A 22681-nucleotide genomic window follows, 5' to 3' on the forward strand; every position below is an offset into this window, starting at 1 on the left:
TGGGTTGCTGCTTGCAGTCGGGGCTCGAGATTGCTATCGAGTCGCATGGCGTCGAATGGCAGGCAACACTGGTGAGAGAACTCTAATTCCAGCGCTGATTCCACCATCGGTGGCACACGTAGACGGCATATCAAGCCTGGCCGTTCCCGAGAGCGGCGAATCCTTGCTTGAAGTTGGGGCCGTCCTATCGTCGTTGACGATCGATTTCTTAATCCGGAGCGCACCGAAGAACGATATTCGTGGATCTGTGATTGCACGGCTGCCGATGGTAACTAACTGGAGAATTCGTAGAGAACTTCGAGTTCGATTTCTTTTATTGAGTGTTATCACTGAGGCCTATTCTGCGATTTGGGCAGACGTATTTCGTACGGATTGGAACGAAATGTCAATAGGTTCGATTCCGGTTACTGCCGCTTCAGCATGGTCGACGGACACGCCACTCCGCGTTTCGCGTGACCGTCGTCAGGCTCATATAGAAATAGACGCACTTGTTGCTCTGGGTTTCGGCCTGACGGCCGATGAGCTTTGCACCATATATCGTACCCAATTTCCAGTCCTGTACGGCTATGACCGGAAGACGTACCTTTACGATTCGAACGGTCGTCTGGTCCCGCAGTCTGTGCTTGTCGAGTGGCGCAAAAGGGGTGATTCTTTGACCGTCGATCAGCGGACCGCCGCGAACGCGTCAGGCAATACCTACGTGTACGAGCTGCCCTTCCAGTTCCTGGACCGGGAGAACGACATGCGAGAGGCCTACGCGGAATTCGAGCGTCGCTTCGGCATCGTTGGTGGGACGTCGCCCGAGTCTTGGAAGTCCATCAACGCCGAGGGTCGTTGATGGCGGAGTTACTGCCGCTCGCGCAAGCCGACCGGATCGCTGCAAGCCTGATCGATTATCTTGGAACGACATTCGCGTTATCTGATCCCGACGCTCGGCGAATTCTCGACGACTTTTTATCCGACCGGTCAAACGGCATGTTCCGCGGACCCTATCTCCGGCTGAGGCTTCCTTTCCGGCCCGCCGCTGAGGGCTGGCGCGAAACTCTCGAATGGTACGAAGGCTTCCCGCCCTACGGACACCAAGCCGCGGCGTTCGAACGGCTCAGCTCGTACGGGCCGGACGGCGAAGAGGTTCAACCCCGGCCGACGCTCGTCACCACGGGCACCGGCTCGGGCAAGACCGAAGCGTTCCTGAACCCGATTCTCGATCACGTTCAGCGGGCGAAGCGTCGTGGCATTACCGGCACCAAAGCGATCATCCTCTATCCGATGAACGCGCTCGCCAACGATCAAGCAGGTCGCCTCGCTCGAACCATCGCCGGCCACACCGCACTGGCCGGAGTCACCGCCGCTCTCTACACCGGTGAGGCTGGCGACAAGCGCACCATGGTTTCAGCAGATGGACTGATCACCGACCGCGACGTCATACGCAGCGTCGCCCCGGACATCCTGCTGACCAACTACAAGATGCTCGACCAGCTACTGCTCCGCAGCGCCGACGCGGGGTTGTGGCAACAAAGCGCCCACAGCCTGCAGTACCTCGTGCTCGACGAGTTTCACACTTATGACGGCGCGCAAGGCACCGACGTGTCGATGCTCCTCCGCCGGCTCGGCATGACCCTCCGCGCTATTAGGGGTGACGACGCTGACGCTTCGTTGGACAGTCAATCGAATCCGCTGGGGATGATCACTCCGATCGCCACATCGGCAACTCTCGGAGACGGCAACGATCCGTCGGCGATGTTGGACTTCGCGCGAACCGTCTTCGGGCAGCAATTCACCGATGATGCCGTGATCACCGAGTCACGGCTCTCGTTGGACGAGTGGCGACGGGGCGGTGCTTCAAGTGAGCTGGACACCGCATCGTCTTCGCTCGCGGTGATCGACGAGGACCTCGTCGCCGCACTTGCCGAAGCCGCCTCGAGTCGTGATCCAGCAGAGATCACCGAACTGGTGTGTCGCGCTCTGACTGGTGTAGCTCTCGGCATAGACAGCGCCGAGGTTCGGTCCGATCAGTTGGCGATCATGCGCGCCCATCCTCTGGTGTGTCGACTTGTCGGCGCATGCACGACAGCAGTCTCCGTCGCCGATCTCGCAGAGTCCGATCTCTTCACGCCCGACGACGGGACATATACATTCGGTATCACCCCCAAAAATCGCACCGGGCGGAACCCGTCTGGTATCGAACCCACACAACGCCGGGCGGCGCTGGGCGCGTTGATCACTGCGCTCAGTCACGTCCGTGCCGACGGACCGAATCGAGACGCAGTCTCGGTCGACGTCCATCTCTGGATTCGTGAGCTCACGCGTCTCGATAGGGCAGTCTCGGATTCCCCGTCCTTCACGTGGGGTGACGACGGTATTCAGATCGACGCGCTTGACGGTGCTCAGGACATTGCGCTTTCGCTTCCCGCCGTGTACTGCCGCCTCTGCAACCGATCCGGATGGGGCGTCGTTCTCGCCCCGACCGGAACTGACCTCGATACTGACGAGGCGACGATCCGTCGACGCCGGGCGGCCAACGACGATCGCTTCCGCGCACTCATCCATGCCCCGGCCGAAGGCGACCTCGCCACCGACACCAAAGTTTCGGCAGCGGAGCCCGGTGACGCAGCACGCCTGGCGTGGCTCGTTAGCCCCGAGCGCCGGATTGTCACGACGCGCCCCGACATCGGGACTCTCGCCGAGGGCGGGGCAGTCCCGGTGCTCGTCGACCTCAGCGCGGACGCCGGAACGAGCGCTGTGCGCGACGTCTGCCCGTCCTGCGGGCAACGGGACGGAATCCGCTTCCTTGGATCAGCAATCGCCACAATGCTTTCCGTGTCGCTGTCGACAATGTTCGGCACGCCAGAACTCGATTCTGCTGAGAAGCGCGCACTCGTTTTCACTGACAGCGTGCAAGATGCCGCTCACCGGGCAGGTTTCGTCCAAGCAAGGTCGCGATCACTGACCCTGCGCGCACTGATCCGACAGGCAGTGCCCGAGGACGGCATCGACCTCGAATCGCTAGCGCAGACCATGATTTCTGATGCCGGTGACGACAAGCATGCCCGCTACCGGCTTTTACCGCCCGATCTCGCGGACCGCGATGAGTTCAAGAAGTTCTGGACGCGCCCAAAGCTCAGCCAGGTGGGGGAGTCGAGGGCACGGGTGACCAAGCGACTGCTGCTCGACTTGTCGCTTGAGTTCGGACTGCGATCTACAGTTGGCCGCACACTGAGCCGTACCGGTACCGCTGTCGCCGAAGTCGATGTTCCCGTCGCTGCTCTACGTACCGCCGGCCGATCAGCTCTCGAATCTGCCGGTGTACAGACAGCATTCAATGATGGACCGTCGGAGGACCAGCTGGTCCGATGGGTACGAGGCGTCCTCGAACACATGAGGCTTCGCGGAGCAATCGCCCACGTGTGGTTCGAGAAGTTTCGTTACGAGGACGGTGCGCGCTGGCGTGTGACGGGAGGGCGACCTCGCAGCGAGGGGATGCCTGCGTTCGGCCGCGGCAGCTCGGCTCCGGGCTTTGCTCTGATCGGCACACTAGAGCGCAGTGATTCCGACCTGGAACCGGTGGCCGCAACGCGCGGTTGGCACGCCCAATGGGCTGCCAAAAATCTTGGCGTTCCGCGCGCCGAGGGTGCGGGTCTCGCGCGATTACTGGTCGAACGCCTTGCTCGTGACGGACTTCTCGGTGAACTCTCAACCGCCACCGGCAACCGAACCTTTGCCCTTGCACCCACTTCCGTAGTTGTGAAGCCGCTTGACGCAGCCGCGATCGCGGCGCACTTTGCCTCACTGATCTGCTCGGTGTGCGGGGATGTGAGTGTGCTCGGGGCAACCGCAACTGTGCAGCTGGCACTCGGACCCTGCTTCCTCGATCGGTGTAGTGGCATTCTCGAACCGCATTCGATCGAGGACAATTTCTACCGGGAGATGTATCGGGACAATGATGTTCGACGCGTCGTGGCACGCGAGCACACATCGTTGCTCGATGACGAAACACGTTTGAGGTACGAATCGGAGTTCAAAGCATCCGATCCCGAGCCGGATGCTCCGAACGTTCTGGTAGCAACCCCGACCCTGGAGATGGGCATCGATATAGGTGACCTGTCTGCCGTGATGTTGTCATCGCTGCCGAAATCGGTGGCGTCCTACGTGCAGCGAGTAGGTCGAGCGGGTCGCCTCACCGGCAACGCCCTGGCCCTCGCGTATGTCACCGCGCGGGGTGACCAGCTCCCGCGGTTCGCCAGACCGGACACCACGATTAATGGCTCGGTCAGACCACCAGCGACGTATCTCGATGCCGAGGAGATCCTTCGTCGTCAGTTCCTCGCGTCGGTCGCTGACCGCTCGGCACGACGATCGGACCGCATCCACCCGCGCACCATCTCCGAGGTGCTGGGCACGACCGGTCCGGAGACTTATCTGGGCCAACTCATCTTCGACGCGGAAGTACACGCCGTCGACTACATCAACGAATTTCTCGCGGGGTTCCGCGACCTGGACGACGGTGTCGCAAAGCGCCTTCGCACTTTCTCGGAACCAACGCATGGGCCCGGAACGAGCCCGCTCGCGAAGCGGTGTCACCGAGCGTCCTTCGACTGGAAGCACCGCGTCGAGGCATTGCTCCATCGCAGTAAGGCCATCAACGCGGGTATGAAAGAGCTCGGGCAGCAGGCCGGCAATTCTGCTGCGACGGAGGAGGACAAGGCTGCCTACCGCACGGCGCGTGTCTCTGCTGGTCTCGTCTCCAAGCAGCTCGCTTCGCTGCGTTCGCAGTACTGGATCAGCGCGCTCGAGACATTCGGGCTATTACCCAACTACACACTCCTCGACGACTCGGTGACTTTGTCCGTCGCCGTCCACTGGATCGACCCGGCGTCCGCAGAATGGCGACAGACGGACTTCGAACTCAAACGTGCTTCTGCACAGGCGCTTCGAGACTTTGCGCCAGGCTCCACTTTTTACGCCGGCGGTTACGCCATTGAGATCGACGCGGTGGATCTTGGCGTCGACAACGACGCCATTCGTACATGGGCGTGTTGTCCCGCTTGTGGATTCATCGCAGAGCTGCAAATCGACCAGGTTGCACCGACAACATGTCCGCGATGTGGGAGCGCTGCCATCGCCGATACCGGCCAGACGTTGCCGGTCATCGAACTCACGAGTGTGTCTGCAGTCATCCGCCGGGACGAGGCCGCGATCGACGACAGTAGGGATGAGCGCAATCGCACCCCGTACAGCATTGTCACGGCCGCCGACATCGACCCGACGCGCTACGTACGGCGGTGGTTCGTCGACGGTCTCGGTTTCGGCGTTACCCATCGTCGTGACATGACGATCCGGTGGATCAACACGGGGAGCAGCCGCACCGGCGGGTCATCGCGCCAACTGGCCGGATCCGAGGTGGAATCCGGTTTGTTCCGGGTCTGCTCGGAGTGCGGCAAGCTCGACACCGACACGCGGCAGAATCATCCGCGTGAACACCGGCCGTGGTGTTCGTTACGAAAGGCGATAGAGGAGTCGACGACGACGCTGGCGCTTGCGCGGTCCCTCACCACCGAGGGCATCGTCCTGCGGCTTCCGCCGTCGATCACCTGGGGTGACTCGTTCGCGGTGCCGTCGCTCTCCGCGGCCTTGCTTGTTGGGTTGCGTGAACGCATCGGCGGCGAACCCGACCATCTGCAGGTGGTGGTCGCGCAGGATCCAACCACGTCCGGCTCTGTCGTTCCCGGGTTGCTTTTGCACGACGTCGTACCCGGCGGGACCGGATATCTGGCAGACCTCGCCCGCCCCGAGAACATCTGGAACGTGCTGCGGTTGGCGCACGAGGTCGTTGCCACGTGTCCTTGCGCGGGTGATGGCAAGCTGGCGTGTGAAAAGTGCCTGCTGCCGTTCGCAGCCCCGTCGGAGGTGCGCTACACCTCGCGCAGCGCTGCCGAGCGACATCTCAGAACGCTGCTCGCCGGCCGTGAACTGACACCGGACGACGACGCAGCTCTACCCGCGGCAATGCCGTGGGTGATAGTCGATGACGAACCGGCCGACGATGATCCCGAATCTGCGCTTGAACGCAGGTTCCGTACCGAATTCGCCCGGCGCCTCGACGCCCTGGGCGCCAATGTGTCGCAGACGCCGTCGGATCGCGGCATCGTTCTCACAATTTCGCTTGGCCCCGGCAACCGGTGGACACTTCGCCCCCAGGAGAATGTGCTCGGATCCAAGCCGGACTTTCTCCTGACATCCGCCAACCCCGGTGTCCCGCCGACGGCGATCTTCACCGACGGACGACGCTGGCACGCCACCGCCACACACAACCGCATTGCCGACGACGCCGAAAAGCGTCGTAATCTTCGCGACGGTGGGTATCAGGTCGTAGCGGTTACCCATCAAGATTTGCAAGACAACTCCGTGGTCAGCGGTGCGCTGCGTCGTGAACTCGTCCCGGGGGTCCTGCGCATCGCGGGCGACACCCTGTCGAAGAGCTCTCTCGACCTGGTGTTCGGCACCGCGCTCGATTTGCTCATCGCCTGGGTCCAGAACCCCACCCCTGCACCAAGGCGGGCACTCGCGCAGCATCTTCCGATTCTCGCCGTCGGTGCCGTGGCGGCGACGGCCGTTCGGTCGGGCGGAGGGTCGCCCGCCCAGCTGGCGCTGGCCGCGCTCGACGGCGGAGCAGTCACCCATGCGGACGGTGACACGTTCGTCTGGCGGTCGGCAACACTGGCGGTGGCGATTCGTATCCCAGCAGGCGGACATCAGGAGTCGGAAATTGCCGTCGTTCTCGATGACAGCGAGGAGGTTCTGGGCGACAGCTCGGTCGATGCCTGGCGCGAATGGTTGCTGTGGTCGAACCTGCTGCAGCTGCGGACCAGAGCTGCCGTCCTCAGCTCGCGCCGCCACCTCGCGTCGGCGTCGATGACGATCGGTGTCGATGACACAACTGCCGAGACCGTGGCGGCCACCGGGTTGGATGCGGCGTGGCAAGAAGTGTTTGACGAGGTCACCGACGTCGCCAAGTCCTTTGTGCTGGCACTCGCCGCGGCTGGTGTTCCCGTACCGGTGGTCGGCGAGGAAGTGGATGGGCTACCCATCGAGATCTCCTGGCCGAAACAGCACATTGCAAGCGACTTCGACCTCAATGACCGCGACCGGCAGGAACTAACGGATGCCGGTTGGACCATCGTCTTGCCTGACGCCGAAATTGCCGCGGCCGCACTCGACGCCGTAACGAATGGGAGCAGCTAATGCCGCAAATCGTCCTGGGCGACATGAACAACATCGACGGCAGTGTGCAGAGAAAGGTGTTTGCCTTCCTCCAGAAACTGATGCAATCGCACGCATCGTCCGGCTTGCACATTGAGCCGATGGCAAACTCGGCCGACCCTCGTGCTCGTACGGGTCGCGTCGACAATTTTTGGCGTGCTGTTCTTTTCGAGATCACCGATCCCGACCGCGATCGACTGTTCGTGTTCGTCGGTGCCTACCCTCACGACGAAGCGATCGAGATCGCACGAACCCGACGGTTGGCTATCAACCCACGCAACGGTATCGCCGAGATTTCGTACCAGCCGGAGCGAGTTGCGGCGGCAAGTGCTGCGGTACCGGCGCCGCCTGTGCACACACAAGTCGACGATCGCACGCTGCGCTCACGGGGATTCGCGCTCGAGGATCTCACTGCTCTGGGAATGGACAGCTCCTTCGCCGACGGTGCTCTGGATATCGGAGACGAGGACGAGATCCTCGCGTACGCGCAAAAGGCACCGGCGAAATGGCAAGGCGAGGCTTTCGTCGATCTCGCGACCGGAACTGCGCTGTCGGACGTTCGAGATCGTTACGCGCTTCGACTCGAGATTCCCAAGAAGGGGACCGAAGACGAGCGTCTCATCGCCGCACTCAAGCACCCGGCCGCGCGCATGCAATTTGCGTTCGTCGAGGATAATGACGAATTGCGTGCTGCGATCGAGGCTGCGGACTTCGCCGCATGGAGAGTGTTCTTGCACCCTGAACAGCGGGTGTGGGTAGAGAAGGGGCAGACCGGCCCCTTCCGTCTGACCGGAGGCGCTGGAACGGGAAAGACGGTGGTGCTGCTTCACCGCGCGAGGTTTCTCGCTCGACGTGATCCCACAGCGCGGATCGTGTTGACGACCTTCAACCGAACACTTGCCGACAGTCTCGTCGAGCAGATGAAGCTACTCGATCCGACTCTCACCCTGGCCGGGGACGTCGGGCAGCCGGGAGTGTTCATCGCGAGCGTCGACAGCATTGCCGCGCGCATTCTGCACCGTTACAAGACTGACCTCGACGGGAATCCAGCTCACCCGGGTCCGGTGGCACGGGTGTTGGGGCCCAGGACTTCGGAGCTTTTCGGCCGGCGCGTCGATGATGCGTGGAAGAATGCGATCGTCGTCGGCGGAGTCGATCTCCCACCCGAGTTGAGTGTCCCCTCGTTCTTCGAGACGGAGTACAGCCTGGTCGTGCTGCCGAATCGCATTATCGACCGGGGAGAGTACCTCCGTGTGCGTCGCGCTGGGCGCGGTGTGTCGCTCAACCGCGCACGTCGCAACGCGGTGTGGGACGTCGTCGAGAGCTATCGTTCGGCCGCCGCGGCAGCCGGATACGCTGACTTCGAGGAGAAGGCCGCGCTGGCGGCGGAGGTGGTGACCCCGGTGACCAGGGGGCCCGTTGATCACGTCATAGTCGACGAAGCGCAGGACCTAACACCGAGCCGATTCCAGCTTCTGCGGGCGCTCGCCCCACTGGGCCCCGATGATCTTTTCTTCGCCGAGGATGCACACCAGCGCATCTATGGCCAGAAGATCGTCTTGAAGCAGCTCGGAATCAATATTGTGGGTCGCTCGCGACGGCTGACTCTCAACTACCGGACGACTCAGCAAAACCTGCACTACGCCCTCAGCGTTCTCACCGGCGACGACTTCGTCGGTCTCGAGGGGGACTCGGAAGACTCCGTGGGCTATCGCTCAGCACGCACAGGCCCGACGCCCTCGACGGTGCAGGCGGCGAATCTGTCCGACCTCTACGACAAGGTCGCCGAGCAAGTGTTGGCGTGGGGAGGCGGGCAAACGGCATCGATAGGTTTGCTTGCGCCGGCGAACAAGGAAGCGTCGGCACTGCCACGTGCGCTCGGGGAGCGCGGGGTCACGGCCAGCTTTGTCGACAACACGAGTAAGTCATCCTCGGGTGGAGTGCAGGCGATGACCATGTACCGGGCGAAGGGGATGGAGTTCGCCAACGTCATCCTCGTGGGTGTGAGCGCCAACGCCATGCCCAGGGACTACATCATCGCCCAACTCCCAGAGGGGGATCGCGGTGATGCGCTGCAGCGGGAGAGGTCACTGGTGTACGTCGCCGCTACGAGGGCGAGGGACCAGTTGTCGGTCATGTGGGTGGGGGAGAGGAGCGCGTTGGTGCCGAGTGGCAACGCCCTGTGACTCGCGGTAATTGTCTGTTCTCTCAAAGCTTGTTCGAATCGACTCGCCGTTGCGCAACTATGAGCAACTAAATTCGGGCGACTCCCAATTGCTGCGCACAGAAAGATTTAAACATGCACGCAACGCTGGTAGACGAAGATGTTTGGGTTAGTCGACTAACCGATGCGCTCGCAGCAGGAGGCGTTTTGAACCTGTTCCCAGAAGGCAGGAATGAATGCGGTCGAGCACGAGAGTTGGGAAGACAGTCGACGTTACCGGCTATCCCGGCAAATGCTATAAGAAGAGTCTTCACGCAGAACTACCCCGTCGGTGTGTGTGACCCAAACGGCATTTGCATCAGCGGAGCATCTATCACCGGTGCCGCGAACTGGAACCGTGTCTCATTCTTACATCGAGTTGAGTTCGAAGGCTGCCGTTTCGATTCGGTTGTAAAGTTGCGGGATGCCAAGCTGGCGACTATCGCCTTCAAAAATTGCAATTTGCCCGGGCTTGTGGTGGACGCTGCGAACATTCAGGGCGGTTTGCTCTTATCGGCGAGTGTGATCCGAGGACAACTCAGTGCTGCGGGTACGCGAATCGAGGGCCAACTGAACCTGAGTCAAGTTGCAATTGACGGCACTGATTGCGATAATGCGGTTGTATTAGATTCAGCCCATATTGACTTAGGGGTCTTCGCGGAGGGTCTGCTTACAAGTGCTGCGTTCCGCGCCGTCGGGACGAAGCTCGCCGACCAATTCAATATCTGCGGTGCTCGTCTTTATGCCGCCCGAGGTTCGGCTCTGAATCTCGACGGGGCGAACATCGACGGTAGCATCTTTGCCGTGCACTCGTTCATCCTGGGCGGGCTACGAGGGCAGGGTCTGAAGGTGTCTGGTCAGATTAGTTTGGAACACGCTGAAATACGATCGCATTCTGAATATGCGCTTTGTTTAGATAGTGCAGACATCACTTCAGGAATAGCCGCCGATGATCTTATTGCCATCGGTGGCTTCTCGGCAGACGGGCTGTCTTCAAAGGGCAGTCTAGAGATGAATAGAGGACATCTCTCCAACAGGACTGGACCAGCGCTCAGTTTGAAAGGAGTCCGGATGCTGAATATAGAAATGTCTAATTTGACGGCCTTTGGGGAAATCGCGATTAAGAGCGCATCGGTCAGCGGCCACCTGGATATGAAGAAGGCGAGACTTGGGAACAGTAACGGAAGCGCCGTCCTGGTTCTCGACGGCGCCAACGTTGCGAATTTCGTTGATCTGAGTGATGCAATCTTGGCTAGTGAATTTGGAATTGCCCTTTCCTTGAATGCTACATCAATTACGGGCGATTTGGTCGCCCGAGGATCCAGTGTGTCGGGTCAAGTAAATGCAATTGGTGTCCGAATAGGCGGTGAGTTGACGTTTTCGGATAGTTTGCTCAAGTGTTGTCGGATCGTTGATTCGTCGCTTATTTCCTTCATTGATGGAGACCAGGACGACCGAGAGTGCGCGCTAAATATCAGCGGTGGTCGCATCGACGGAGGGGTGTACCTGCATCGAACTCTCGTAAGGGGTGAGATCCGGGCCATCAACATAAGTATCCGAGGCCGGCTAGAGTTCGAAGATTCGATCTTGCAGAACCTAGGTGCTGACGCTCTGAATCTCGAAGGAGCCCAAATCGGCAGCCTCATTTTGAGACCCGAAAAAATCACAGGTAATCTACATCTCGATCTCTCGTCTATCGATGCTCTCCAGCTGCCACGTTTAGACGAAGGGTCGACGGACTGGTGGCACCCCGCATTCGAGCACGCCACCATCTCTGCTGCGGGTTGGCGCGTTTCCGACATTCGGGGTGGGGTTCGTCGTGATTGGAAAGAAGCACGCGGTTATCTTGAGAAAATTTACCGCGACCCCGAAAGGTCGCCAGATTATGTCGAGTTCATACCGCAGCCTTGGTTCGAGGTTGCCGATGTTTACGAGCGAATTGGCCATCCTGACCAAGCAAGACATATGAGGTTGCACGTCGAGCGTCAGATAACCAGGCGGATGGCGTTTGGTCGGACCAAGATCTTAAGACTTTCCTACGCAGCTGTCACTGGGTATGGCTATATGCCAGCACGTCCATCTCTTTGGCTCCTCGGGTCGATAACGCTTGCTGGCTTACTTATTTGGACAAATAAGGCAAAAGTGGTAGCGGTGAATCAGTCATCTGGACGGAGTGCCAATGATCTGTGCCGAGGTGATGGTGGTGGTACGCCCTGCTTCAGTACGCTCAATTTCACCCTCCAAAATTTGCTTCCGACCGCATCTGGCGCCGTCCGGCCAGAATGGACCTTAGCGGGTTCAGGCCAGTGGGCGGTTCTGCTCGGCATTTTTCTCGCGTTGCTCCGCATAGCGGCATGGGTGTTTGCTGCAATCGGTCTCGCGGCAATGACTGGTCTCGTGCGCCGTCGATAGAATCGCCGCCGAAGATTGCTTTTATCACAAACGGAGAACGACTACCCGTGAGCCATAGCCAGGAGTTGCCGAAGCGCGTCGGTATCAATCCGCCCCCGTCGTAGCCCCCAGCAGGTCCCTCACCGTGTTGGCCACGGAGATGAACTCCGGCTTCTCCATCGTCGCGCTGTACTCCCGGTGCACCGGGAGGTCCACGTCGAGGATGTCCACGATCCGCCCCGGCCTGGGGCTCATGACGACCACGCGGTTGGCGAGGTAGACGGCCTCGGCGACGGAGTGGGTGACCAGCATGACCGTGGTGCCGGTCTCCCGCCAGATTCGGTGCAGTTCGACGTTCATCTTCTCGCGGGTGAGGGCGTCGAGGGCGCCGAAGGGCTCGTCCATCAGCAGCACCTCGGGCTCGTGCAGTAACGCCCGGCACAGGGAGACGCGTTGCTGCATGCCACCGGACAGCTCATGGGGGAGTGCTCCCTCGAAGCCCGTGAGGCCTGTCATCTCGATGAGTTGGTCGGCCTTCGCCGCGGCAGCCTTCTTGTTCATGCCGCGCATCTCGCCCTGGAGCAGAATGTTCTTGCGGACGGTTCGCCACTCGAGGAGCGCTGCGCGTTGGAAGACGTAGCCGATGTTGCGCTGCGGCCCCTTCACCTCGCGGCCGGCCAGTTCGACGGAGCCGCGGGAGGCGCCGGTCAGACCGGCGACCACCTTGAGCAGTGTCGATTTGCCGCAGCCCGACGGGCCGGCGATGGAGACGAACTCACCTTTGCCGACCTTCAGGTCGACGTCGGACAACGCGGTGACGTCGCCGCGCTTGGACGAGAACTGGACGGTGAGGTTGTCGACCGAGACGGCGGTGTCGGTGACGGTGGTGGGCCGTTCGTGGGTGATGGCGCTCATGTCGTCGCTCATTCCTTGCTGGAGGTGAAGGAGGAGTCCCAGTACTTCGACGGCTCGGCTCCGACCTCGGTCAGACCGGCGTCACCGAGGATGGAGATGGTGTTGGTCCAGTCCTCCTCGGCGTTGACGCCCGGTGCCTGGCCCTCGGTGTTGGTGGTGGTGAGCAGCGGGATGGTCTCCTGCCACTGCTGCAGCAGCACCGACTCCGGCGGGGTCTGCGGGTCCTTGCCCACCATGGCCTTGACGGCCTCTTCGGGGTTGGCGATGGCGGCCTCGAACGACTCGGTGGTGGCGTCGACCATGGCCTGCACCAGTTCCGGGGAGCTCTCGATGGTGGAGGTGTTGGCGATGAGGCCGTTGCTGAAGAAGTTCAGGCCCTCGTCGGAGTAGCGGAGGTAGCGCATCTCTCGGCCCGACTTGTTCGCGATGTTCGGCCCCTGGTCGTGCGCGAAGCCGATGAGGCCGTCGACCTGGCCGGACAGCATGGCGGCGATCTTGCCCGCGGAGTCGAGGCTCTGCTGCTGCACCTGGTCCTCGGGGACACCGGCGCGGTCGAGGAAGATCGGGAACGTGGTGGTGGGCGCGTCACCGGCGGAGACGGCGATGGTCTTGCCGGCGAGGTCCGCGGTGGTCTGGATGGGACCGTCGGCGTATACTTGGACGGCCGACGGCGTCGTCTGTAGGAAGACGCCCAGGCTCTTGACCTTGACGCCTTTGTCGATGTTGGACATGACGGCGGCGGAGTCGGCCCAGCCGAAGTCGGTCTGGTTCGAGCCGGCGGCCTGCGCGGTCTTGGTCGACCCCTGGCCGGCGGTGATGGTGAGGTCGATGCCGTGCTTGGCGAAGATGCCTTCCTGCACGCCGTAGTAGAACGGTGCGTGCTCGCCGTAGGGGTACCAGTTGAGCATCAGGGACGTTGCGGTGGTCTCACCGTCGGCGCCCGGAGCCTTCTCCGCACCGCCACCGCCGCCGCCACATCCGGCGAGAGCGAGCGACGCGGCTACCGCAGCCACGAGGGCAGTCTTGAGCTTCATGGAAGTCTTCTTTCGAGGAGGTGTGGGTGAGGCAGCCGGGTCACACTGCGCCGACGGACGCGGTGGAGCGGCGCGATGCGTGCCAGGGGATGAGGAACTTCTCGGCGATCTCGATGACGAGGAACAGCAGGATGCCGAGCAGAGACATGATGATGAGGGCGGCGAACAGCATTGCGGTGTCGATGTTTCCGTTCGCCTGGAGGATCACGTAGCCGAGTCCCTCGTTGGCGCCGACGAACTCACCGACCACCGCACCGGTCACGGCGAGCGTCGCCGCGATCTTGAGGCCGGACATCAGCTGCGGCAGCGAGGCGGGAAAACGCACCTTGCAGAACGTCTTCCACTTGCTCGCGCCCATCGTGGACGTCAGTTCGAGGATCTCCGGGTCGACGGACCGCAGGCCCGCCATGCCGGCGATGACTATGGGGAAGAAGGCCATGAGGACGGCGACCAGGATCTTGGGGCTGGCGCCGAAGCCGAGCCACACGACGAACAGTGGTGCGATGGCGATCTTCGGGATGACCTGAGCGAAGAGGATGAGCGGGTACATCGTCTTCTCGATCGACGACGAGTAGATCATCACCACCGCGACGGCGATGCCGACCAGGCCGGCGATGACGAAGCCCGCGATGGTCTCGTAGGTGGTCACCCAGGTGTGTCCGGCGAGGTAGGACGCGTTGTCCACCATCGTCGACCAGGTGTCACCGGGGGACGGAAGGATGTAGGGCGCAACCAGTTCAGTGGTCGTGACCGCCCACCACGCGACGACGAGCGCAGCCACGAGAGCGAGGGGCCGCCACAAGCCGGACCAGGTGTTGCGGAACGAGGGAAACCGTCGACGACGCGTCGGCGCGGGATGCGGTGCCGACCGTGCAGCGAGTGGGGCCTCGACCGACGTTGTTACCGCCATGAGGAGTCCTAAAGCTAGTAGTGGTGCGGGTCCGACTACTCCCGCTGGAATGCGCTTTCCGAAGCTGCGGCCGAATCTAATGTGATCGCGCCCACAGTGTCAAGGAAAACGGACAACTACCTGCTCAGGGCGCTGCTCGCGCGCAGGACGACCGTTCCCGGTGCGTACTCGTGCGCGTCGAGGGCGCGGTCCGATGGGTCGAGCGCTAGCTGGACGGCACGCTCGCCGATGTCGACGAGAGACAATGCCACCGTCGACAAGCTCGGGACATGGTCTCGCAGCGTCGGGATGTCGTCGAAACCCGCGACGCAGACGTCGGCAGGAACGCTCAGGCCCAGCTCACGCCATGCGGCGATGGCTCCGATGGCCATGACGTCGGTGACGGCGAAGACACACGGGGGAGCGCCGTGACCGGGCGTCAGTTCCAGCGCCGCCGCGAGGCGTCGTGCTGCGCTGTAGCCGCCGTCGCGGGAGAAGTCGCCGGCCACCTCGATCTCCGGCGTGATGCCGTGACGGCAGAGTGCCTCGACGAATCCGTTGCGACGGTCCGCGGACGTCCGGATGTTGCCCGGTCCGCCGATGATGGCGAACCGCCGATGGCCGTGCTCGTACAGTGCTTCGGCCAATGCTGCTGATGCAGAATGGTTCTCGGGTTCGACAGCCGCTCCGAACGGCATGGGCTGGCCGATGACGACGACGCGGCCGCCGTTGTCCCGATACGCCTCGAATTCGCGTTCCAGGGCGCGGTCGAGGTCGCCGCTCTGCCGCGATCCGGCCAGGATGATGGCATCGGCGCGGTGGGAGATGAACGTGCTCACCGACTGTCGCTCGATGGCGAAGTCGCGCTCGGTGCTCGCGAGCAGCACGAGTTTGCCGGCGTCACGTGCCTCGTTCTGCACGCCGCGGACGATGGAGGAGAAGTACGGGTCGGCGACGTCGTGCACGACGAGGCCTATCAGCCCCGTTGACGACCGCGCCAGAGCCTGGGCCTGGGCATTCGCAATGTAACCGAGATCGGCTGCGGCGGCGCGGACTCGGTCGGCGACGCCCTCGCCGGGCACCCTCGACGAGCCGTTGAGCACCCGTGATGCCGTGGCCTGGGAGACGCCGGCCGCTGCTGCCACGTCACGCAATCGCACTGCCGCCATGCTCGCCACCCCCATGAAATCGTTGCGGTCTGCCGGTGCCTGTTGACCGATCGACCTCGACAGCATAGCTTGGAAAGCGCATTCCGAAGCTGACTTGCCCCTCGACGCGTGCAGGACTTTCCGCCGCACCGTCTCCCGAGGCCCTCGCGCGCCTCGTTCCCCTCGGTCGTGCACTCTTCAGACCTGGCTGCCGAGCAGTCAGAAAGGCCATTCGATGTCTCACCCCACCCGAACCCTGCGCATCGCCATGAACGGCGTCACCGGTCGCATGGGCTACCGTCAGCACCTTCTGCGTTCCATCCTCCCGATTCGCGACGCCGGCGGGTTGCTGCTCGCGGACGGATCGCGCGTCCAGGTCGAGCCGGTGCTCGTCGGCCGCAACGAGGCCAAGCTGCAGGAACTCTGCGCTCAGCACGGCATCGCCGAGTACACCACCGACGCGCAGTCGGTCATCGATGATGCGTCGATCGACATCTACTTCGACGCCCAGGTGACCTCACGTCGCGCGGAGGCACTGTCGTCGGCGATGAAGGCCGGCAAGCACATCTTCACCGAGAAGCCGACGGCCGAGACACTGACGCAGGCCATCGAGCTGGCGCGCATCGGGCAGAACGCGGGCGTCACGGCCGGCGTCGTCCACGACAAGCTCTACCTCCCCGGACTGGTAAAGCTGAAGCGACTGGTCGACGAGGGCTTCTTCGGGCGCATCCTCTCCCTACGCGGCGAGTTCGGCTACTGGGTCTTCGAAGGCGACGGCCAGCCGGCGCAACGCCCCAGCTGGAACTACCGCGCAGAGGATGGCGGCGGCATCGTCGTCGACATGTTCTGCCACTGGAACTATGTGCTCGAGGGCATCCTCGGCAAGGTCGAGACCGTCACCGCCAAGGCCACCACCCACATCCCGACGCGGTGGGACGAGCAGGGCAACGAGTACGCCGCCACCGCCGACGACGCTGCGTACGGCATCTTCGAGATGCAGAACGGTGTTGTCGCGCAGATCAACTCGTCATGGGCCGTCCGTGTGTTCCGCGACGAACTGGTCGAGTTTCAGGTGGACGGCACTCACGGTTCCGCGGTGGCGGGACTGCGTAACTGCGTCGCGCAGCACCGCTCACACACCCCCAAGCCCGTGTGGAACCCCGATCTGCCCGTCACCGAACCCTTCCGCGACCAGTGGCTCGACGTCCCGGCCAACGCCGATCTGGACAACGGCTTCAAGCTGCAGTGGGAGGAGTTCCTGCGCGACGTCATCGCCGAGCGCCCCCACCGCTACGGCCTGCTGTCCGCCGCGCGCGGTGTCCAGCTGGCCGAACTCGGCCTGCGCAGTTCCGCGGAGGGCCGCCGCCTCGACGTGCCGGAGATCTCGCTGTGACCGCCGTCGACTCGCGCCTGACCATCGCACTGCCGGGCCACGGCTCGTACCAGCTGGGGGAGCCCGGTGAGTGGACGAAGCCCACCTCCCCGATCACCTCACGCATCGCCTACGCAGCGGCACATGTCATTCCGCGCACGACGGGCGACAACACACCTGGCGCACCAGCCGACATCGACTGGGATGCCACCCTCGCATACCGGCACGAGCTGTGGTCGTACGGCCTCGGTGTCGCCGATGCGATGGACACCGCGCAGCGCGGCATGGGCCTCGACTGGGCGGCGACCTCCGAGCTGATCCGACGATCGGGTGCCGAGGCCGCTCGGGTCGGTGGGTTACTCGCCTGCGGAGCCGGAACGGACCAGCTCGACCTGACGACGTTGCCGTCGGGCCGGGAGGGCCTCGCTCGTGTCCTCGACGCCTACCGCGAGCAGATCGCGGTGGTGCGGGAGTCCGGCGCAAAGGTGATCATCATGGCCTCGCGTGCGCTGGCGCGGGTGGCGTCGTCGCCAGACGACTATCTGTCCGTCTACTCGACGTTGCTCGACGAAGTCGACGAGCCCGTCGTGTTGCATTGGCTCGGAACGATGTTCGACCCTGCGCTCGAGGGTTACTGGGGGAGCGCGTCCGTGGACGAGGCGACCGCGACGTTCCGCGGACTCATCAACGCGCACGCCGCGAAGGTCGACGGCGTGAAGGTGTCGTTGCTGGACGCTCAGCATGAGATCGCCCTTCGCGCGGCTCTGCCCGACGGAGTGCGGCTGTACACCGGGGACGACTTCAACTATCCGGAGCTCATCATGGGCGACGGTGAACATCACTCGGATGCGCTGCTCGGCATCTTTGCCGGCATCTACCCCGCGGCGTCCACGGCGTTGCAGGAGCTCGATCGCGGCAACACGGCTCGGGCCGAGGAGATCTTGCGGTCGACGCAGGACCTGGGCCGGCACATCTTCGCGGCGCCCACCTACTACTACAAGACGGGCATCGCGTTCCTGTCGTGGTTGAACGGGAAGCAGCCTGGCTTTTCGATGGTCGGCGGGTTGGCGTCGGGGCGCAGTGTGGAGCACTTGACGCAACTGTTCGTCCTGGCGGATCGTGCTGGGCTACTGGCAGACCCGGCGTTGGCCGTGCACCGGATGGGCGTGTACCTGGAGCTGAACGGGGTGTCGGCATGAGTCTCGAACGCCTGTCTCTCAACACCAAGACGGTGAATAACTGGACCCTGAAGGAGGCCGTCGAGGGCGCGGCGCGAGCAGGGCTCGGTGCGATCGGGCCGTGGCGTGATCGTGTGCAGGAAGCCGGGGTGACGGAGTCGGCGAAGATGATCTCCGATGCCGGGCTGCGGGTGTCGACCCTATGCCGCGGTGGCTTCCTCACGGCCATCGACGATGACGGGCTCGACGACAACCGTCGCGCGCTCGACGAGGCAGCCGAGTTGGGGGCTCCCGAACTGGTGATGGTGATGGGCGGGATCCCGGGTCGCGACTTGATCGGTGCGAGGGCGAGGGTGTCCGAGAGACTCGCCGAGTTGGTGCCGTACGCGCTGGAGCGAGGTGTGCGGATTGCGTTGGAACCGTTGCATCCGATGTTCGTGGCCGACCGGGCGGTGATCTCGACGCTGGGTCAGGCTCTGGCCATGGCGGAGCCGCATCCGGTGGAGGCGGTGGGCGTCGTCGTCGACACGTTCCATGTGTGGTGGGACCCCGACCTCGAGGCGCAGATAAAGAAGGCGGGGGAGCGTGGCCGCATCAGCTCGTACCAGGTGTGCGACTGGTTGGTGCCGATGGAAGCAGACCCCCTCCTGTCCCGCGGGATGATGGGTGACGGGGTGATCGACTTCGCCACCATCGGGCGGTGGGTCGAGGAGGCCGGCTACCGCGGTGACGTGGAAGTGGAGATCTTCAACGCGGCTGTCTGGGCTGCGGATGGGGATCAGGTGATCGGGACGGTGGTGGAGCGGTACCGGGATCTGGTGGCGATGGGGTGAACGTGGTTGTGAAGCAGAGAGTCGACCACCCGTCACTGCCTGCTCTCGTGCGGAGTCGCGGGCGCGCGACGGGGACAACCTGCAGCAGCTTGTCCAGTCGGATGTAATCGTCGGGGTTGGTTATGTACAGCGGCAACCCCGCGGCAATGCCGGTCGAGGCGATCATCAGGCACCCGTCGGTGCAGGCGTCGATACGCGCGTCGTTGGTGTCGTCTGTCGAGGACAAGTTTCTACGCGGAATGCTGTGCAGCGGGGGCACGGTCTTCCCGCGCGGGAACCCCGTCAGGTCGACAGTCGCAACGCCCGAGCCCGTGCAGCGAGGAAGAAGGGGATCGCGGTGCCGATCCCCACGGTAAAGGTCATGAATAGCGTTGCCCACCACCATCGGCGGATCCCGAGTCGACCCGACTCCGGCAGCGCCCACGCGTGAAACGCGACGACGACGAGAATCAGATCGACCATCGCGAGCTTGCCGGGCACCGTCGACTAGATCTTGCCGACGAAGAAGTCTGCCACCGAACGAGTGCCGCGCTCTCGGACGTAGGGGATCGCGATGGCGTTCTGAGCGACGCCGACGCCGACGACTGCGGCGATGGCGATCAGGAGGCGCTCCTCGGTCACGGTCACGGGGCTCCTTCTATCGGGTGATCACCGTTCTACCCGCGGCTCCGCCAATCTCCGGACCGCCTCGCCGACGACGAGACGATGCCGCGCGATCTCGTCGTCGTCCCACCGCCGATGGGCTCGCTGGTCGAGGTCCGGTGTGGTGAACCAGCTGAACAGCACACCGAAAATCAACGTCATCAAATCGGCTGCACTCCAATGGGAGTCGACGTATCCGTCGCGCTGAGCCTGCTCGACCTCACGAACACGCTCACTCATCACCTCGGAGTGTTCGCTCGCGGGGAGATGGCCCTGCAACTGCGCCCAGAGCAGCATCCGGTGCTCATCCTTCTCACTCGCGAGGCGGGTGAAGGCATTCATGGAGTACCCGGGTAGATCGCGTGGGGTGAAGTGCACGGACTCGACGAACCGCCGGAAACCTTGGTCCAGTACCGCGCCGAACAGCCGCTCCTTGTCGCCGTAGTACGCGTACAGGCGCTCCTTGCTGGAGCGAGACGCCAGTGCGATTCGGTCGACGCGAGCGCCGGCGAGGCCGTGCTCGGCAAACTCGCGGCGTGCGGCATCGAGTATTCGTTCACGCGTGTCAGAGGCGACGGGGGATATGGGGGTGTCCGACTTCACAGGCCGAATCCTACGCCAACCAACTAGTTCGTTTGACCGTGTCGGACCGCGAAGGTACATTTTCGAATCGTCGAAAAGACAATCCACCGCTTACCTCTCCAGGACCGAGGCACGCCCGTGACCAGCACGCCCGACATCGTGTCGTCAGAGAAGAACGACGCCAATCCGAACTACGAGCGTCGTTGGCTCGTGCTGTGCATCGTCGCCATCACGCAGCTGACGATCGTGCTGGACGCGACCATCGTCAACATCGCTCTGCCGCAGGCGCAGGAAGACCTGGGCATCAGCGACAGCAGCCGCGCGTGGGTCATCACCGCCTACGCGCTCGCGTTCGGTGCGTTGCTGCTGCTCGGTGGCCGCATCGCCGACTACTGGGGCCGCAAGCGGTCCTTCCTCGTAGGCATGGCGGGATTCGCGATCGCCTCGGCCATCGGTGGCCTGGCGCAGGAGGGCTACCAGCTCTTCATCGCCCGCGCCGGACAGGGCGTCTTCGCCGCCCTGCTCGCCCCCGCTGCACTTGCCATCTTGACCACCACGTTCACCGACGAGAAGGAACGAGCCAAGGCGTTCGGTGTCTTCGGTGCCATCGCCGGTGGTGGCGCTGCCGTAGGCCTGCTGCTCGGCGGCGTGCTCACCGAGTACGCCGACTGGCGCTGGTGCCTGCTGGTCAATGTTCCCGTCGCGATCTTCGCGGCCGCCGCCGCCATCCCGTTGGTCAAGGAGAGCAAGGCTGAGGGCGACACGCGGTACGACGTTCCCGGCGCGATCCTGGTCGCCCTCGGGCTCGGTTCACTCGTCTATGGGTTCACCGAGGCTGAAGACGGCTGGTCCAACGTCTCAACCCTCAGCTTCATCGCGCTGGGCATCGTTCTGCTGGCCGCGTTCGTCGTCGTCGAGTCCCGGTCTGCCAATCCGCTTCTGCCGCTGGGCGTCCTGCTGGATCGAGACCGTGGGTCCGCCTACCTCGGTTCGGCCATCATCGGCGCCGCCCTTCTCGGCGGCACCTTGTACCTGACCTTCTACTTCCAGATCGTGCTCGGATTCAGCCCCGTCGTGGCCGGAGTCGCCTCCCTCCCCATGACCGGCGGCATCATGATCACCGCTGCCGCAGCGTCCGCATTGATGCCTCGCGTGGGACCGAAGCCGTTGATGGCTGCCGGCCCCGTCATCTCGGCCATCGGTCTGGTCCTGCTCACGCAGATCGGCGTCGACACCTCGTACTGGACGCACGTGCTGCCCGGAGTGATGCTCCTCGGGCTCGGGTTGGGTCTGCTCATGGTGCCGATGCAGAACGTGGCACTCATCGGGGTCGCCGATCACGACGCCGGTGCTGCCAGCGCACTCGTCAACGCAGCCCTGCAGATCGGTGGCGCCTTGGGAACCGCAGTTTTCACTACGATCTACACGTCCGCCAAATCGTCGTACCTGTCGTCGAACATCGCGCCCGTGCCGCCCGCCGGAGTGCCCCCGGAGGCTCTGGCGTCGCAGACCCTGCCGTCCGATTCCGAGCTCGCTGCCCTGCCGGAACCGATCCGCAACTTCATCAACTCCACGATCGACTACATGTTCTCCGCGGAGGTCTCCGGATACGCGCACGCGTTCGCGGCAGCGGCGATCATGGTCATCCTGATCACCCCGATCGTGCTGGTGTTGGTTCGTGCCCGCAAGACCGACCTGCCGGCCGGCGACACCCCGGTTCACATGGGCTGACTCGAGCCGTTCCAACCGTCGAGGTACGACCGCTACGGCGTAGAGAAGCCGCGCACGGCGTGACGCCGGTTAGGGTGCTGCGTGCGCATCCTCGTTCTGTGGGGCGCCCTTGCGGGCGTCGTGATCGGCTTGGTTTTCCTGGGTGTCGAGGGGTTCGCACTTTATCGTGATCAGAGCGAGGTGATCTACGACGGCGCCTACGTGCCGTTGCGCGGTGTCGAGATGACGAGGAGCTACTCGACCACCCTGACGCTCGACCACGCCGGCTCTGGATGGTGGAACGCGCTTCCGGTTCCCTGGTGGAGTTATCCGGTGATCGGGGGAGCAGCCGGGGCCGTGGCGTCCGCTGCGGCGGGGTGGCGGGGACTGCGCATCACAGGACGTGGATGACGGTCGCCGTCAGCGACAGGGTCTCGCGACAACCAAGTTTCCCCCTCTGAGAACTGTTCTTGCGGAGCCCGGCTCCGCGCACCTGTTCGAACCACGTGACCCCGAGCGCGATG

16 protein-coding genes are annotated in these 22681 nt (G+C 63.3%); 9 read left to right on the forward strand and 7 right to left on the reverse strand.

Annotation, left to right across the window (positions count from 1 at the left end; genetic code table 11):
* Positions 1-55: 55 nt before the first annotated feature.
* The 4 genes from RU01_RS23030 to RU01_RS22705 all read left to right on the forward strand — a co-directional run bounded on the left by RU01_RS23030 (position 56) and on the right by RU01_RS22705 (position 11875).
* Positions 56-838: a hypothetical protein gene (locus tag RU01_RS23030; RefSeq protein ID WP_197074667.1), complete on the forward strand. Its 783-nt coding sequence runs from the start codon at positions 56-58 to the stop codon at positions 836-838.
* Positions 838-7242: a DEAD/DEAH box helicase gene (locus RU01_RS02415; protein WP_042572919.1), complete on the forward strand. Its 6405-nt coding sequence runs from the start codon at positions 838-840 to the stop codon at positions 7240-7242. The genes RU01_RS23030 and RU01_RS02415 overlap by 1 nt, the downstream gene beginning before the upstream one ends.
* Before the next feature lie 23 nt (positions 7243-7265).
* Positions 7266-9446, forward strand: coding sequence for a 3'-5' exonuclease (locus tag RU01_RS02420; RefSeq protein WP_231568570.1), 2181 nt, complete (start codon positions 7266-7268; stop codon positions 9444-9446).
* Between the two features lie 113 nt (positions 9447-9559).
* Entirely contained in the window at positions 9560-11875 is a 2316-nt protein-coding gene (locus tag RU01_RS22705) for a pentapeptide repeat-containing protein (protein ID WP_156148762.1), read from the forward strand.
* An 84-nt stretch (positions 11876-11959) separates the two neighbouring features.
* Here the strand turns inward: RU01_RS22705 and RU01_RS02425 are convergent, their stop codons facing one another.
* From RU01_RS02425 to RU01_RS02440, 4 genes are all read right to left on the reverse strand, one after another.
* Positions 11960-12769 carry an ABC transporter ATP-binding protein gene (locus tag RU01_RS02425; protein WP_042572958.1) on the reverse strand — a complete coding sequence of 270 codons (810 nt, stop codon included), beginning with the start codon at positions 12767-12769 and terminating at the stop codon, positions 11960-11962.
* Between the two features lie 8 nt (positions 12770-12777).
* A complete protein-coding gene (locus RU01_RS02430) occupies positions 12778-13803 on the reverse strand; it encodes an ABC transporter substrate-binding protein (RefSeq protein ID WP_042572921.1) in 1026 nt (341 codons plus the stop codon).
* Between the two features lie 40 nt (positions 13804-13843).
* The gene (locus tag RU01_RS02435) at positions 13844-14713 is read right to left on the reverse strand and encodes an ABC transporter permease (protein ID WP_042572922.1); all 870 of its coding nucleotides are present in this window, start codon (positions 14711-14713) and stop codon (positions 13844-13846) included.
* Between the two features lie 116 nt (positions 14714-14829).
* The gene (locus RU01_RS02440; RefSeq protein WP_042572959.1) at positions 14830-15861 is read right to left on the reverse strand and encodes a LacI family DNA-binding transcriptional regulator; all 1032 of its coding nucleotides are present in this window, start codon (positions 15859-15861) and stop codon (positions 14830-14832) included.
* 214 nt (positions 15862-16075) lie between these two features.
* On the opposite strand from RU01_RS02440, the gene RU01_RS02445 reads away from it, so the two are divergent.
* From RU01_RS02445 to RU01_RS02455, 3 genes are read left to right on the forward strand one after another with little or no spacing between them, the layout of a single operon-like run.
* Positions 16076-17233 carry a Gfo/Idh/MocA family protein gene (locus RU01_RS02445; RefSeq protein WP_042572923.1) on the forward strand — a complete coding sequence of 386 codons (1158 nt, stop codon included), beginning with the start codon at positions 16076-16078 and terminating at the stop codon, positions 17231-17233.
* Entirely contained in the window at positions 17230-18411 is a 1182-nt protein-coding gene (locus RU01_RS02450; protein ID WP_082042833.1) for a dihydrodipicolinate synthase family protein, read from the forward strand. Before RU01_RS02445 ends, RU01_RS02450 begins: the two co-directional genes overlap by 4 nt.
* Positions 18408-19223 (forward strand): sugar phosphate isomerase/epimerase family protein, encoded by an 816-nt coding sequence (locus RU01_RS02455; protein ID WP_042572924.1) that lies wholly within the window; start codon positions 18408-18410, stop codon positions 19221-19223. The genes RU01_RS02450 and RU01_RS02455 overlap by 4 nt, the downstream gene beginning before the upstream one ends.
* A gap of 282 nt (positions 19224-19505) precedes the next feature.
* On the opposite strand, the gene RU01_RS23495 is transcribed toward RU01_RS02455, so the two are convergent.
* From RU01_RS23495 to RU01_RS02465, 3 genes are read right to left on the reverse strand one after another with little or no spacing between them, the layout of a single operon-like run.
* Positions 19506-19703 (reverse strand): DUF2834 domain-containing protein, encoded by a 198-nt coding sequence (locus RU01_RS23495; protein ID WP_331386518.1) that lies wholly within the window; start codon positions 19701-19703, stop codon positions 19506-19508.
* 6 nt (positions 19704-19709) lie between these two features.
* Positions 19710-19850, reverse strand: a complete 141-nt coding sequence (locus RU01_RS23500; protein ID WP_331386519.1) for a hypothetical protein — start codon at positions 19848-19850, stop codon at positions 19710-19712.
* Positions 19851-19871: 21 nt separating this feature from the next.
* Positions 19872-20468 carry a TetR family transcriptional regulator gene (locus RU01_RS02465; RefSeq protein WP_052493087.1) on the reverse strand — a complete coding sequence of 199 codons (597 nt, stop codon included), beginning with the start codon at positions 20466-20468 and terminating at the stop codon, positions 19872-19874.
* Positions 20469-20585: 117 nt separating this feature from the next.
* On the opposite strand from RU01_RS02465, the gene RU01_RS02470 reads away from it, so the two are divergent.
* Both RU01_RS02470 and RU01_RS02475 read left to right on the forward strand, forming a co-directional pair.
* A complete protein-coding gene (locus tag RU01_RS02470) occupies positions 20586-22178 on the forward strand; it encodes an MFS transporter (protein WP_042572925.1) in 1593 nt (530 codons plus the stop codon).
* Positions 22179-22259: 81 nt separating this feature from the next.
* On the forward strand, positions 22260-22568 hold the full coding sequence (locus RU01_RS02475; protein WP_042572926.1) for a hypothetical protein: 309 nt from the start codon (positions 22260-22262) through the stop codon (positions 22566-22568).
* The last annotated feature ends 113 nt before the right edge of the window (positions 22569-22681 follow it).

The organism is Rhodococcus sp. MEB064, assembly GCF_000834565.1.
Lineage (GTDB): Bacteria > Actinomycetota > Actinomycetes > Mycobacteriales > Mycobacteriaceae > Rhodococcoides.